13 protein-coding genes are annotated in these 13,954 nt (G+C 46.5%); 6 read left to right on the top strand and 7 right to left on the bottom strand.

Features of this window, described 5'->3' with window-relative positions; translation table 11 throughout:
* The 4 genes from AACU59_RS16060 to AACU59_RS16075 all read right to left on the bottom strand — a co-directional run.
* Positions 1-337: MCP four helix bundle domain-containing protein (locus AACU59_RS16060; protein WP_237666622.1), on the bottom strand; the 337-nt coding region annotated here is incomplete at its 3' end.
* Between the two features lie 437 nt (positions 338-774).
* The gene (locus tag AACU59_RS16065; RefSeq protein ID WP_094145135.1) at positions 775-1,638 is read right to left on the bottom strand and encodes a DMT family transporter; all 864 of its coding nucleotides are present in this window, start codon (positions 1,636-1,638) and stop codon (positions 775-777) included.
* Between the two features lie 159 nt (positions 1,639-1,797).
* A complete protein-coding gene (locus AACU59_RS16070) occupies positions 1,798-2,406 on the bottom strand; it encodes a bifunctional 4-hydroxy-2-oxoglutarate aldolase/2-dehydro-3-deoxy-phosphogluconate aldolase (protein WP_094145134.1) in 609 nt (202 codons plus the stop codon).
* A 26-nt stretch (positions 2,407-2,432) separates the two neighbouring features.
* Positions 2,433-3,809 carry a GntP family permease gene (locus tag AACU59_RS16075; RefSeq protein WP_161437730.1) on the bottom strand — a complete coding sequence of 459 codons (1,377 nt, stop codon included), beginning with the start codon at positions 3,807-3,809 and terminating at the stop codon, positions 2,433-2,435.
* 160 nt (positions 3,810-3,969) lie between these two features.
* Between AACU59_RS16075 and AACU59_RS16080 the strand changes: the two genes are divergently transcribed.
* Together AACU59_RS16080 and edd are read left to right on the top strand one after the other, a co-directional pair.
* Positions 3,970-4,503, top strand: a complete 534-nt coding sequence (locus AACU59_RS16080) for a gluconokinase (RefSeq protein WP_013856467.1) — start codon at positions 3,970-3,972, stop codon at positions 4,501-4,503.
* Positions 4,500-6,311 carry a phosphogluconate dehydratase gene (edd, locus tag AACU59_RS16085; protein ID WP_094145484.1) on the top strand — a complete coding sequence of 604 codons (1,812 nt, stop codon included), beginning with the start codon at positions 4,500-4,502 and terminating at the stop codon, positions 6,309-6,311. The genes AACU59_RS16080 and edd overlap by 4 nt, the downstream gene beginning before the upstream one ends.
* A 70-nt stretch (positions 6,312-6,381) precedes the next feature.
* Here the strand turns inward: edd and AACU59_RS16090 are convergent, their stop codons facing one another.
* Positions 6,382-7,389: a substrate-binding domain-containing protein gene (locus tag AACU59_RS16090; RefSeq protein ID WP_026027817.1), complete on the bottom strand. Its 1,008-nt coding sequence runs from the start codon at positions 7,387-7,389 to the stop codon at positions 6,382-6,384.
* A 321-nt stretch (positions 7,390-7,710) separates the two neighbouring features.
* On the opposite strand from AACU59_RS16090, the gene AACU59_RS16095 reads away from it, so the two are divergent.
* On the top strand, positions 7,711-8,199 hold the full coding sequence (locus tag AACU59_RS16095; protein ID WP_010319103.1) for a hypothetical protein: 489 nt from the start codon (positions 7,711-7,713) through the stop codon (positions 8,197-8,199).
* Positions 8,200-8,268: 69 nt separating this feature from the next.
* Here AACU59_RS16095 and AACU59_RS16100 read toward each other — a convergent pair whose 3' ends face one another.
* Positions 8,269-8,835, bottom strand: a complete 567-nt coding sequence (locus AACU59_RS16100) for a phosphoribosyl-AMP cyclohydrolase (RefSeq protein WP_094145483.1) — start codon at positions 8,833-8,835, stop codon at positions 8,269-8,271.
* 176 nt (positions 8,836-9,011) lie between these two features.
* Between AACU59_RS16100 and AACU59_RS16105 the strand changes: the two genes are divergently transcribed.
* The 3 genes from AACU59_RS16105 (at position 9,012) to AACU59_RS16115 (ending at position 13,250) form a co-directional block, all read left to right on the top strand.
* Positions 9,012-10,607, top strand: a complete 1,596-nt coding sequence (locus AACU59_RS16105) for a sensor histidine kinase (protein WP_094145482.1) — start codon at positions 9,012-9,014, stop codon at positions 10,605-10,607.
* Positions 10,604-11,305, top strand: a complete 702-nt coding sequence (locus AACU59_RS16110; protein WP_094143215.1) for a response regulator transcription factor — start codon at positions 10,604-10,606, stop codon at positions 11,303-11,305. The genes AACU59_RS16105 and AACU59_RS16110 overlap by 4 nt, the downstream gene beginning before the upstream one ends.
* 286 nt (positions 11,306-11,591) lie before the next feature.
* Positions 11,592-13,250: a putative transporter gene (locus tag AACU59_RS16115; RefSeq protein WP_094125281.1), complete on the top strand. Its 1,659-nt coding sequence runs from the start codon at positions 11,592-11,594 to the stop codon at positions 13,248-13,250.
* A 107-nt stretch (positions 13,251-13,357) separates the two neighbouring features.
* Here AACU59_RS16115 and AACU59_RS16120 read toward each other — a convergent pair whose 3' ends face one another.
* Positions 13,358-13,942, bottom strand: a complete 585-nt coding sequence (locus AACU59_RS16120) for a LysE family translocator (RefSeq protein ID WP_013856459.1) — start codon at positions 13,940-13,942, stop codon at positions 13,358-13,360.
* Positions 13,943-13,954 lie beyond the last annotated feature (12 nt).

A 13,954-nucleotide genomic window follows, 5' to 3' on the forward strand; every position in this document is an offset into this window, starting at 1 on the left:
GCGTTTGAGCGGTTTGACTTTTAACTATTAGGCTAATATCGGCTTCATTCTTATTATATTCTTTTGTTAAACTATTAATCGTGTTTTTGACATTTAGCTGCTGCTCGGCCGATTTGGCGTCAGATAATTCTGCTATAGAAATTTGTGAAAGTAGAACCATGCGCCGCATTTTTTCAGCAGTAACAATTGCTGGCATTCTTTGTAGGGCTAATTCATCTGTAACGTCATTCAATTTAGAAAGTTGTGCTATCGAAAAAAGGCCAAGCAATAAACATATAAATCCTAGTAAACCAAATGAAATGGTTGTTCGGGCAGTTATTTTGATATCCCTAATCATTTTTATTTCCACACTAAATCAAGTATCAACTATGAAAAAAGTTATACTCATAAATGGATGATTTTTAATCATCATCTGTCAATTAATTTTGATGTTATGAGCAAAGTCAAGTGTAGTTAAGGGAATGATGCTTGCAAGTAATAGTTTTAATATTTTAATAACCTTGTATTTACCTTTTTATCGTCTACGTAGTTGGCCTTTCTGAATCAACACATTGAGAGAAAAGGCATTTATCTGAAAATTCATCGATAGCAGTATCTTGTAAGGTTTAAGATCTAACTACTTCTGTTCAAACATCATTTATCAACCGAATCACTCATCATGTTCCCCGCGCTATCTACGAGCGCAAAATCAGTTCCCTCCCTCTAAAAGGCAAAGAAACTCAATACTTCTTAGAGCTCTCTAGCAACTTAATTTCGCTTCACGCTTTGGCTCTTTTAACGATGACGAAAATGGCCCATTCGATAGAAGAGAAGCGAACAGAGCAGCAAGCCGCAGCCGAAAATCTTATTCGCTGGCATCGATTCATCATAAATCAGCACGCTCAGAACCAGTGTCCAGATTGGCTCAAGCAGCATTAATATGGCCGCATTGGTGGGGTTGGCGTGCTTTTGACCTACGGTTTGCATCAAATACCGCAAACTGGTGGCGAGTAATACGCTCAGAGCAAGCCACTTCCATGTCATCAAACTTATTTGATCTGGCCATGACTCAAACAGTAAAGAGAGTAATACCCCAAGGCAGCCGCCGACAAACAGTTGTAATGTGGTGAGCAACATCGGCGGTAGATTAGCCGAAAAACGACTGTTAAAGTTAAAATGCAATGCCAAGCTAAAGGCCGCAGCAATAAACCACAGCTGGCTGGTCGCGACGACCCACTCCCCATTCCACGACAGTAAAAAGAGCCCAATCAGCGCAATGGGTAGCGACAACCAAAATGCGCGCACCGGTTTAGTGCCAAACAGCGGCCATGCTAATAACGGAACAAACAGCATAGAGAGACTCATGATGAATGCCCCCTCGCCTAGCGTGTCGCTAATGGAAATCGCGTGGATCCAGCAAAAAATCGAGCCACCTAGCAACACGCCCACACCCATCGATTTTAAACAATCGTGCAGTGAGGCTTGGCGCAGCGCTTTAAGACAAAATGGCAGTAGGCACAGCGACGCTAAAAGAAAGCGCACGCCAATAAAGCCAAAAGGCGGTAGGCCTTGAATGGCTTGTTTGGAAAACACCCAGCCCGCAGCGGCCAATAACGTTGTGATAACTAAAATTAATTCTGCGCGTCGGTTTGCGTACATAGCTTGGCTTATCGTGAAATGAGTAGGAGAACGATTGTAACGAGATTTTTGATCGCGCGTTACTCTCGATTATTTTTATCGTTAATGGTCGGAGGTGCGCACGGAATAAAAAGACGGCCTACCGAAGCAAGCCGTTGCTCTTAAAGAAAATAGAAAGGGTTATAGCGCTTTCACCAATTCCGCAATTCCCTGCCAATCACCTTTATCCATCAGATTTGTCGGTACCATCCACGTACCGCCACACGCCACTACAGATTTAATCGACAAATAATCTTGAACGTTACTTGGGCTAACGCCACCTGTTGGCATGAAATTGACCGGATAAACGGCCGTCAATGCTTTGAGCATTGCCACGCCACCTGAAGGCTCGGCTGGGAAGAATTTCAATGTGCGCAAACCCATTTCCATCGCTTGCTCAACCAAACTTGGGTTGTTGACACCCGGAACAATTGCCACATGACGTTGCTGACAATATCTCACCGTGTTTGGGTTAAAACCGGGGCTGACTACAAAGTCCACGCCCGCTTCAATGGCTTGGTCTACTTGCGCCGTGGTCAGTACTGTCCCTGCGCCAATCAGCATCTCTGGGTAGGCGGCGCGCATCAAACGAATCGATTCTGCAGCCGCTTCTGTTCTAAAGGTCACTTCCGCGCATGGCAACCCATTTTCAACCAATACTTTGGCCAAAGGGACCGCTTGGCTAGCATCATTAATCGCAATCACAGGGACGATTTTGATTTCTTTCAATCGTTGTTCAAGAGTTTTCATTTCATAACCTTATAGTAAAACGCTTTTTATAATAAGAAGCTTAGGACAGCGACAATCACAAACGCGATGCTACCAAGCAGTGTTTCCATCACAGTCCAAGTTTTGAGTGTGGTTTTCTCATCCATTTCCATCAAGCGAGAAACCAGCCAGAAGCCTGAGTCATTAAAGTGAGATAGTACCGTTGCACCACCAGCAATCGCAATCACGATAAAACATAAATCCAACTCACTCAAACCCGTGGTTTGTGCCACAATCGGCGCAATCAAAGCGGCGGTGGTGGTTAATGCCACGGTGGCAGAGCCTTGCGCTACACGTAAGCAAGTTGCGATAACAAACGCCGCGACTATGATAGGCATGCCGGCATCGGATAACACGTCAGCCAATGCTTGGCCAATGCCACTGGCGCGCAACACACCACCAAACATGCCGCCCGCACCCGTCACAAGAATTACCGCACAGATAGGCGCTAACGAGTCACTGCACAGTTTTTCCAGCTTGTTCATTCCAAAATCTTTGGCAAACACCAGTAAACAAGTTAGCAGAGTCAGCAACAGTGCCACAGGGGTTTTACCCAACATGCGTAAGAATTCAACCAATGGCGCTTTACCGTCAATCACGCCTGCTACCGCAAGGGTATTAAGACCTGTATCCATAAAAATGAGCAGCACTGGCATCACTAAAATCGCTAATACCGTGGCAAATTTTGGCAATTTATTTTCATCAATAATTTGCTCGGTATTAAAAAACGCTTTGGAGAGTGGAATATCAAATTTCTTACCCGCATACAGGCCAAAGAGGTAAGCGCCAAAATACCAAGTAGGAATCGCGACCAAGATACCAACAATCAGCAGCAGACCAAGATCAGCACCTAAAAGATCTGAAGCCGCAACTGGCCCAGGATGAGGCGGCACAAAGGCATGCATCACGGCAAAAGCACCAGCTGAAGGCAGCGCGTATTTCAATGGTGAGCCACCAAAGCGCTTCGCTACGCTAAAAATGATCGGCATCATCACGATCAATCCCGCATCAAAGAAGATGGGAAAACCAAACAATAATGAAGCAATACCCAGTGCAAACGGCGCTTTTTCTTCACCAAAGCGGCCTATCAAGGTATCGGCCAGCACTTTAGCACCGCCCGTCACTTCTAAAATTTTGCCAATCATCGCACCTAAGCCGACCAGCAAAGCAACGGACGCTAGGGTTCCACCAAAACCAGACATCATGGTTGGGACCACTTTTTCCGCCGCAACGCCGGTGGCAATTGCAGTGCCAAGGCTGACTAAGGTTAATGAAGCGAAGGCGTGTATCTTCAACTTCATGATTAAAATCAGTAGTGCTGCAATCGCACATCCCGCGATTGCTAATAGGTAAGCAGGGTTACTGCTTTGAGTCATCAATTCCATGTTCTTCACCTTATATCACGTATTGTTTTGTTTGTGTTTCAGTTCACAAATCTCTAAGTTACGGGTAACATGTTACCGATAACATGGATAAGATAAAGTCATATTTCCAAGTGAATTTAAAAAATGAGATCCAGCTCAGAATACCACTCAAGGAGTCCGTATGACTGGTAGTAGCATTATTGTAATGGGCGTATGCGCCTGCGGAAAAAGCACTGTAGGCGCGAAACTGGCCCAGAAATTAGGGGCGAAATTCATCGACGGTGACGACCTTCATCCAAAAGCCAATATTCTCAAAATGGCAGGCGGAGAGCCGCTAAATGATGACGATCGCAAACCTTGGTTAGAGCGCATCCGTGACGCGGCTTTTAGCTTAGAGAGTAAAAATGAGCACGGCGTGATTGTTTGCTCTGCGTTGAAAAAAACCTACCGCGATCAAATCCGTGACGGTAACCAAAATGTGACCTTTCTCTTTCTCGATGGCAGTTTTGATTTAATCATGAAGCGCATGCAAGCGCGTAAAGGCCACTTTATGAAAGCGAACATGGTGGAAAGCCAGTTCAATACGTTAGAGCGCCCCGACAACGAAGTGAAAGTCGCTATCGTTGATATCGATACGGATATTGATGAGGTTGTAGAGCGCGCCCTAGTGGCATTGCGCGAGCTCACTTTAGATGGTCAAAAGGTGTCAGCATGAGTACAGCCTTAAACCCAACCATCACAGCCGTCACCGAACGAATTATTCAGCGTAGCCGTACTTTGCGTGATGAGTTTCTCAACCGCGCCAAGGCACAGCAGCACAGTGGCAAGGGTAAAGCATCACTCTCTTGTGGTAATTTGGCTCACGCCGTCGCCGCCTCTTGCTCTCAAGAAAAAGCGCACATTCTCGATTTAACGCGTTCTAACTTAGCCATTATCACAGCATACAACGACATGCTTAGCGCGCACCAAGTGTATAAAGATTACCCTGAGCAAATCAAAAAAGTGCTCGCCCCATTTGGCCACACGGCACAAGTTGCTGGCGGCGTTCCTGCGATGTGTGATGGCGTAACGCAAGGCCAAGCGGGCATGGATATGTCGTTGTTCTCACGCGATTTGATTGCACAAGCCACGGCATTTTCACTCAGCCACAATATGTTTGATGGCACATTACTGCTCGGTATTTGCGACAAAATTGCGCCCGGGCAACTGATGGGCGCGCTGGCGTTTGCGCACCTACCAACGGCTTTTATTCCCGCAGGGCCAATGTCCACTGGCATTACTAATGATGAGAAGGTCGATGTTCGCCAAAAACACGCGGCAGGTTTGGTTGATGATAGCGCGCTGCTGAATATGGAGTGCGCTTCGTATCACTCCCCGGGCACTTGCACTTTCTACGGCACCGCCAATACCAACCAATTAGTGTTTGAGGCGATGGGTTTAATGCTGGCAGGGTCAGCGTTTGTCGCTCCCTTTTCCCCACTGCGCCATGCATTGACGCAACATGCCGCAATCCGCCTTGCCGCCATGAGCGATGGCACGGCGCATTTCCGTCCACTTTATGAGGTGGTGACCGAAAAAAGTGTGGTCAACGGCTTGGTGGCTCTGCTCGCCTCTGGTGGCAGTTCAAACCATACCATTCATTTACTGGCTGTTGCTCGCGCGGCGGGTATTGTGCTGACTTGGCAAGATATCAGTGATCTGTCTGACGTCGTTCCTCTTGTGGTGAATGTTTACCCCAATGGTTCGGCGGATATCAATGAATTTGAGCTCGCAGGCGGCGTACCCATGTTGATGACGCGTCTGCATCAAGCGCAGTTACTTCACAGCGACGTAAAACCCGTGTTTGGTGAATTTGCAGATCAGCTAAAATCACCGCAATTAGTGGGCCATACATTAGAATGGCAAGCCTGTACTCAAACTAAAAACCCCTCAGTAATCGCCCTGCCTGATAAGGTATTTCAGCGCTCTGGTGGTATTAAAGTGTTATCGGGTAACCTTGGGCAAGCGGTGATCAAAGTCTCTGCCGTGGCTGAGCAACATCGCATTGTTGAAGCGCCCGCCAAAGTGTTCGCTTGCCAACATCAGGTTGAGCAGGCGTATCAACGCGGCGAGCTCAATCAAGATTGCGTGGTTGTAGTCCGCTTCAATGGGCCAGCAGCCAATGGCATGCCTGAGCTGCATAAGTTAATGCCGATTTTAGGCAACTTACAAAAAGCGGGCTATCAGGTTGCGTTAGTGACCGATGGTCGTTTGTCCGGCGCTTCTGGTAAAATTCCTGCGGCTATTCACGTCTCACCGGAAGCATTAAGAGGCGGCGCAATTGCGCTTATTGAAGAGGGAGATAGGATCCGCGTCGATGCGGTGACAGGCCGATTAGAGAACTTAACGCCAACCGAAGGCCGCGATATCGCCACTTGTGATACTGAACTCACACAGCAAACTTGGGGGCGCGATCTGTTTAAAGTGTGCCGAGATAATGTCTCTGCCGCCAATCAAGGGGCTTCGTTCCTCTACCCTAATTGATACAACATGAGCTTAATGTAGCCATTGAAGTGAAAAACCCAACCACTTCAATGGCTGAATAACAAGCTGACTACAGGCTCTCGCCATCGGTGACACTAAAGCCTAAGTCGAACACTTTCTGCTCAATCACTTCACCAGCCAGTGCGGACAATAATAGCTCAGCGCTTTTCTTGCCAATCTCAAACCGAGGCGTTTCTACGCTGGTTAGCTTTGGCGAAATCGCTTGACCTATATCGAGCGCGTTATACCCCACGATTGCAATATCTTGAGGAATCTTCAGCCCTCGATGTGCACACTTCATCATGGCACCAATTGCAATGTCATCATTAGTACAGAAGATGCCGTTGATCTCTGGCCTCTCTTCTAAGGCTTGTTCGAGTAAATCACCGCCGAGAGTAAAACTTGAATGCTCTTGAGTTAGGATATGAACTGCGGTTAAGCCTGCATCTTGCATTGCACGATCATAGCCATTCATCCGCAACTGCGTTCGAGTATCAAGACGCGCACCGAGATAGGCAATATGCTGTTTGCCACTATCAATCATCTGCGTCACCACATGATACGAGGCCTGTTCGTGATCCAACCCCACAGCCATATTGATCGGCTTGTCTGGCAGCTCCATCGTTTCAACCACTGGCACACCCGCCGCTTTTAGCATTTGGATGGTACGTTCGGAGTGGTGCGTTTCGGTCAAAATAAGACCATCGACTTGATACGACAGCAACGAGGCAATTTTCTCCTCCTCTTCTTGCACGTTATAACCAAAGTGGGCAATAAGTGTATCGTAACCTCTTGCTTTGGTTACCGACTCAATCCCTTGAACTAAATTGGCAAACACTTGGTTTGACAAGGAAGGCAGAAGAATACCAATCGCCTTACTTGACGATTTCGACAACATCGCCGGGGCGCGATTTTGTATATAACCTAATTCTTCAATCACTGCGGCAATTTTTTCTTGGGTTGCCAATGCGACCGAATTGGGGTCGCGTAGAAAACGGGAAACGGTCATTTTCGTCACACCCACGCGGTCTGCGATATCTTGCAGGGTAGGCCTAGTTTTACGTTGCATACTGCTCATTTTTATTCTGTTTTCCAACTGAATGTTACCGTAACATTAAACCTCATGACGGCTGTGCATTTCAATCTTTATATCACCTCGCTAAGCTCATACACACAGAGGCAATCGCATAATTTGTGTGACCAACTCGCACAATTATCAACAAACTCATTAATAATCCCTAAAATGGGCTTGCTTTCTTGCCTCCTCACCCCAAAAAGAGAGTAATGTGAGGCAGAAGCTCTCCTTTTCATGGATCTTTGATTCATCGCAAGGCGCTTTTCCCCCTGCCAGATTAATTAATAGCTTCTGATTTTGAAGCTGCATTCTAAGGAAATAATAATGTCTGATACACCCACTACCGTTGAATATACCGTTGAAACCCTAAAGCCTGTTGTTGAATCTTCCGGTTCTATTTGGGGTTATGTGGCGGGCGGTGTCGTGCTTGCAGTCGTTCTTGGTTACTTTGCTTTTAAAAAGCTCAACAAACCGGCCTTTGTCATTAAGCAAATGCGTAAACGTAACCGCAAAGAGATGAAAAAACATGGTGTGGAAAGTGCCGAGGCGATGGTCGATCTCGATCTTCTACTCGATGCAGTACAAGAGTACGCCACCCAACAAGCGATGAGTGGCACAACCATGGTGCAACTGTTAGCACCATTAAATGACGCCAATAAAATGAAATCCGCAGGAGATTTCTATCATTCAATGGCCTACATTGCCAAAAGCATCAATAACCCAACGCTGGCTAAAACATTACAGAACAAATCAAAACAGGTTCGTTCAAGCTCGCCACTGATGGCTGGCCTACTCAAGCGTGCTGGCGTTTAACTGGCACAACAGAAAGGTCTGCGATGTGGGTGTATTACCATCACCCACATCTAAAAGTTTTCCCCTCAATTAAGGTTGAAAAGGCAGTGATGAATGGTGCAGAACAATTCGCAGTTGGCCCTGTTCATCTTTCTTAAATGCCCAGCTTTTATCCACCACGGTTTTCTTTCCTTTATTGTCGATGAGCTTAACGTGCCCCATGGTTAAGGCCACATCGCCGTTGATGTAGACTGCTGCGTTATCAAAGCTATACTCCTTCCAACCTTTTAGTGCAAAGCCAGAATCTTGTGGGTATTGCTTATCACTGCCGACAAAATACGATAGTGCTCCGTCCGCTTCTGTACGAAAGGTTTGCTCCCCACTGGCAAGCGTAGGTTTGAAAAGCACCGCACCTTGTTGATAGCCATACGCTTGGTCTAATACTTGCTTTGCCAACTTCTTCGCTTCAGCATGACCTTTTTGCTCATAAGTCTGGCTTATCTTGATTAACGCTTCTCCCCAAGCTTGCTGGGCATCAAGCACCTCTTGATGGCTAATATTGTTATTAACCAATAAGTCAGAAGCCTGAGCGGACAGCGGTAACAACCCGCAGAGTAATAATGCTGAAATAGAAATTCTTTTATGTGTACGTTGCATGATGAAGACCTTATCTAATTATCTAGTTGATGGGAGTAATGTGGTTGATGGGAGTAATTTACAGCCTCTCGATGAACCTAAAGCATGCGCTTAGATTAACTTCAGATGAATATTCTTTACCCAATACCAACGGATCGCTTACTCTGCTCATCTATTGAATTTATGCGGCGATCATTATGTTTCGTTATCAATTATCTCTCGTACTGGCTCTGTTACTCACCCTAATCTTAGCCCAAGCTGGCACCGCTTTATGGTCAAATAACGTCGCTAATGAGCACATTCAGCGCGGACAGATCTCCAATCAAATCTTGCAAAGCTTTATGCAGTTGAGCACGGAAAAACAGCAGTTGAAAATTTGGCTTGCCGAGTATTTATTGACGAAAGATGGCAGCACGCTCAAACGAGACATGCGCTTTTCAAAGATTGAAGATTTGCTCAGCGAGCTCTATTTGCTAACCGAGCAAGCACAACAACACGGTATCACCAACCAAGACTTTGCCGAGATCACTCAGCAAATCAAAGTCATTTCTCTCTTTGAAACTAACTTTGGACGATTAAAAACAGCGCTTCGATCCTGGGAAATCGCAAAAATCACAGACAATAATGATCGCTGGCTTTTACTCAGTGACACCTTTGATAAAGTGGATAATACCGACCTACGCCAGCTGCTGAATCAAGCTATTTCTCTACAGAAACAACGTACTGCACGCTATGAAGCCGCAGCGATGAAATCATTATCTGATGTAGAAAATGTCATTGTAACCTTATCATTACTAGGGGTAGTCTTTGGCTTGCTACTCGGAGGCTGGTTACTGCGCACCTTATCCAAACCGTTAGCGGAACTGCTAAAAAGCACTTCAGCTTTAGAACAAGGCCATCTTAACCATCGAGTATCGGTCAGCGGGCCAAGTGAGCTCAGAACCCTAGCGCAGCATTTTAATTACATGGCACAAAGCCTTGAAAATGCGCAGCAAAAAGAGATCGCTTCGCGTCAACTCATTGAGCGAGAAGTTACTGCACGCACCCAAGAACTCGCCAATGCACTCGAAACATTGGAGCAAGCTAAACGCCAGCAGAAAGAGTTTTTTGCGAACGTCAGCCATGAATTGCGTACTCCCGCAACGGCCATTTTAGGAGAAGCGCAAATTACCCTTCGCAGTCGTCAAAATAGTGATGAAGAGTATCGACAAACGCTACAGCGTATCAATGAATCGGCAACCCACCTTTCCTACCGGATCGACGATTTATTGCTGCTTATCCGTCAAGATGAAAAGCTGTTCCAACCGGCTCTTAGCCCCATCACCTTAGAGAACCTATGGCAATCGGTGACGAGACAGGCCACCCTTTTAACTCACGCGCATCAAGTGCAACTTGAATGTCTTCATCCACAACAGGCAAACTGGCAAGCTCGGATCTTTCATACTGATTTAGATAAGCTACTGATGACCGTGCGAATTATCGTCGATAATGCATTGCGCTATGATCCACATCACCAGCCTATTACGCTCACTCTGCTAGTTGAGCCCAAGCAATTTCATCTTCAATTACAAGATCACGGTATTGGCATTGACCAAGAGGACCTCGCACAGATTTTCCAACGCTATTTTCGGTCCGAAAACGGCAAACGCTATCGCCCTGATGGCTTAGGGATTGGTTTAACGCTGGCTTATAACATTGTGCAACAGCAACGCGGAACCATCGCATTCCAAAGCCAATTGGCTCAAGGCACAACCGTTACACTTACCTTTGAACTGGAAGAGGAAGAATCATGAGAATTCTTTTAATTGAAGATGATGCCAGAATTGCCAACTTTATTGAGCGAGGGCTCAAAGCAGAAGGTCACCACATTCAGCGACTAAATGATGGGCAATACGCACTTGAAACACTCATAAGCGGCGAGCCCGATCTTTTAATTTTAGATCGAATGCTTCCGCACACCGATGGATTAACTCTTTGTCAGCAAATACGTGAAGCCGGTATTGATGTGCGCATTTTGATGCTTTCTGCACTGGGCGAAGTTGAAGAACGGGTTCGGGGCCTACGCATTGGTGCGGATGATTATCTGGCAAAACCTTTTCATTTTGAAGAGTTACTGGCTCGCCTAGATGCGCTGCAACGTCGACATTCTGACTCTGCGCCAATGCCCACTCTGCACATTGCAGACTTAACGCTCTGCTTATCAACCATGACCGTAACACGGGCAGGGCAAGCCATTGAGTTAACCGCCAAAGAACTCTCAATATTAGAGCTATTGATGCATAAACCTGGTCATATTTTTAGCCGAGAACGGATTCTTGCTAATGTTTGGGGCCTCCATCAAGATCCCCTAACCAACGTAGTCGATGTGTATATGCGTCGTCTACGCAAAAAAATTGATGACCCTTTCTCATCAGCACTGATTAAAACTAAACGCGGTATGGGCTATTTTCTCGATAAAAATAGTGGTGAGCAACGCACAGGAAATGGATAAATTTAACTCTTATCTAACAATTAGTTATCTGAGAAATTTAATATTCGTTCCGGTGCACAAATTTGCATACCTATAGTTAACATTTGTAGTTCATTACAGTATTACTGGTCATAAGTTCAGGGCAACCACAAAACGACATCGAGAGTTCATTTCACTAGGTGACTTCTCAATGCCGTATTTGAACCCTCCAGCTGTAGACATAACCACTAACCGAGTTCTTACGCCTACCCCTGCCGTTCATTAAGCTTGCCCACCAGCCGTTTTTAAATTGTTCAGGAGACTCATCATGAGTGACATTGCACTTTCTATCAGCATTCTCTCGCTGGTAGCTGTGCTGGGTTTGTGGATAGGGAATTGGCGCGTCTACGGTGTTGGTTTAGGGATCGGCGGGGTGCTGTTTGGCGGCATTCTCGTCGGTCACTTTACAGGAATGTGGGGTGTGGTTCTTGACTACAATACGTTGCATTTTATTCAAGAGTTCGGCCTTATCCTATTTGTGTACACCATTGGTATACAAGTCGGACCCGGTTTTTTCTCTTCACTTCGAAGCTCAGGACTAAAACTCAACGCCTTTGCCGCACTGATTGTGTTGCTGGGCTGTGTGGTGACGGTCGCGCTTTACTATCTGTTTGATGTGCCTTTACCCGTTATTCTTGGTGTATTCTCCGGTGCAGTCACCAATACGCCATCATTAGGCGCAGGGCAACAAATCCTGACTGAGTTAGGTGGCCAAGAGAACATGCTTGACCTGACGGGTATGGGTTATGCGATTGCTTACCCCTTTGGCATATGCGGTATTTTGCTTACCATGTGGCTGCTCAGAATTGCCTTTCGTGTCAGTGTTGACGCCGAAGCCGAAGACTTTGAGATCCACAACGGCCACAAAAAAGAGAGCTTACACACCATCAACGTTGCGATTAAAAACCCCAACTTAAATGGCCTGCTCTTAAAAGACATTCCCGCGCTCAGTGATGGCGATATTGTGTGCTCGCGCCTCAAACGTGGTGAACACCTTTCAGTACCCAAACCCGATTCACGAGTTGAAGTGAATGATTTGCTTCATCTGGTCGGCGATAAAAAAGCGTTAGAAAAAGCACGCTTGGTGATTGGCGAAGAGGTCGATGCATCACTTTCGACACGCGGCACTGAGCTGCGAGTACAGCGCTTAGTCGTCACCAACGAGATTGTGCTTGGTAAAAAGCTGCGCGATCTGGATTTAAAAGAGAAATACGACGTCGTCGTTTCGCGTTTAAACCGTGCCGGGGTTGAGCTTATCCCAACCAGCCAATCTACCTTACAGTTTGGCGACATTCTCAATTTAGTCGGGCGTCAAGAAGCGATTGAAGCGGTAAGTGGCATGGTCGGCAACGCGCACCAAAAATTACAGCATGTGCAGATGCTACCAGTCTTCGTTGGGATTGGACTTGGGGTATTACTCGGATCTATTCCGTTTTATCTACCGGGATTCCCCGCCGCCATTAAGCTCGGCTTAGCTGGAGGACCGCTGATTGTCGCACTGGTTTTGGCGCGTATCGGCAGCATTGGCAAAATGTATTGGTTTATGCCGCCCAGCGCGAACCTTGCTCTACGAGAAATTGGTATTGTGCTGTTTTTAGCCGTAGTCGGGTTAAAATCTGGGGGTAATTTTGTTGAAACCTTAGTGCAAGGCGATGGCGTCAGTTGGATGGGCTACGGCATGTTAATCACGGGTATTCCATTGATCACTGTCGGAATACTGGCTCGTGTTTTAGGCCATATTAACTATCTCACCATCTGTGGCATGCTAGCAGGCTCGATGACCGATCCACCCGCTCTTGCTTTTGCAAATGCGCTGCACGAAAGCAGCGGCGCTTCTGCGTTAGCATACGCCACTGTCTATCCGCTAGTAATGTGCCTACGCATACTCTCACCGCAAATATTGGCGTTAATTTTATGGGCAATATAGCGAACGGTTAATATCAAGCAAACTAGAGAAACAAAGTGGGTCGCTCAGTACCCACTTTATTTTGCTGCGTTGATAATGCTCCCACACAGCAACGTCTCACCGAATCTCTACAGCATAGGAACAACGGACAGTAGCAGCAACGCGCCCATCGCGCCGTTAAACCAGCGGACATAACTTGGGTGATTCATCCAGTGGCTCAACTGTTTACCCGCCGCAGTCCAAACACTGACCGACGGAATGTTCACCAAAGCAAACACCAATGAAATCAGCATTAGCTGCGCCCAGCTCGCACTTTGGTTAAATACACTCACCGCAGTCAGCGCCATCGACCAACCTTTGGGGTTGACCCATTGAAACAGTACAGCCGAAACAAATGACATCGGTTGATACTGCTTCTCTCCCTGCGAAGGATTACTCAGCGCAATTTTTATCGCCAAATAGACCAAATAAATGGTGCAGGCAATTTGCAAGCCTTGTTGCAACATAGGATAACGATGGAATAAACCCGTTAACCCAACACCAACCAACAGCACCATAATGCTAAAACCAAACGTTACACCAAGCATATGCGGAATAGTGCGCATAAAGCCCACATTCGCACCAGATGTCATCAGCATGATGTTGTTTGGACCCGGTGAAAAGGTCGAAACAAAAGCAAAAGCCACCAGTGGCCACCATTGTGTGTAATCCATCTTCTTTCTCTA

This window comes from Vibrio sp. V23_P3S9T160, assembly GCF_963886625.1.
Taxonomy (GTDB): Bacteria; Pseudomonadota; Gammaproteobacteria; order Enterobacterales; family Vibrionaceae; genus Vibrio; species Vibrio anguillarum.

What these genes read in the sequence shown, in the direction of transcription:
- AACU59_RS16065 (WP_094145135.1), bottom strand. Translation starts at nt 1,638, where the DNA reads ATGTACGCAAACCGACGCGCAGAATTAATTTTAGTTATCACAACGTTA.
- AACU59_RS16070 (WP_094145134.1), bottom strand. Translation starts at nt 2,406, where the DNA reads ATGAAAACTCTTGAACAACGATTGAAAGAAATCAAAATCGTCCCTGTG.
- AACU59_RS16075 (WP_161437730.1), bottom strand. Translation starts at nt 3,809, where the DNA reads ATGGAATTGATGACTCAAAGCAGTAACCCTGCTTACCTATTAGCAATC.
- AACU59_RS16080 (WP_013856467.1), top strand. Translation starts at nt 3,970, where the DNA reads ATGACTGGTAGTAGCATTATTGTAATGGGCGTATGCGCCTGCGGAAAA.
- edd (WP_094145484.1), top strand. Translation starts at nt 4,500, where the DNA reads ATGAGTACAGCCTTAAACCCAACCATCACAGCCGTCACCGAACGAATT.
- AACU59_RS16090 (WP_026027817.1), bottom strand. Translation starts at nt 7,389, where the DNA reads ATGAGCAGTATGCAACGTAAAACTAGGCCTACCCTGCAAGATATCGCA.
- AACU59_RS16095 (WP_010319103.1), top strand. Translation starts at nt 7,711, where the DNA reads ATGTCTGATACACCCACTACCGTTGAATATACCGTTGAAACCCTAAAG.
- AACU59_RS16100 (WP_094145483.1), bottom strand. Translation starts at nt 8,835, where the DNA reads ATGCAACGTACACATAAAAGAATTTCTATTTCAGCATTATTACTCTGC.
- AACU59_RS16105 (WP_094145482.1), top strand. Translation starts at nt 9,012, where the DNA reads ATGTTTCGTTATCAATTATCTCTCGTACTGGCTCTGTTACTCACCCTA.
- AACU59_RS16110 (WP_094143215.1), top strand. Translation starts at nt 10,604, where the DNA reads ATGAGAATTCTTTTAATTGAAGATGATGCCAGAATTGCCAACTTTATT.
- AACU59_RS16115 (WP_094125281.1), top strand. Translation starts at nt 11,592, where the DNA reads ATGAGTGACATTGCACTTTCTATCAGCATTCTCTCGCTGGTAGCTGTG.
- AACU59_RS16120 (WP_013856459.1), bottom strand. Translation starts at nt 13,942, where the DNA reads ATGGATTACACACAATGGTGGCCACTGGTGGCTTTTGCTTTTGTTTCG.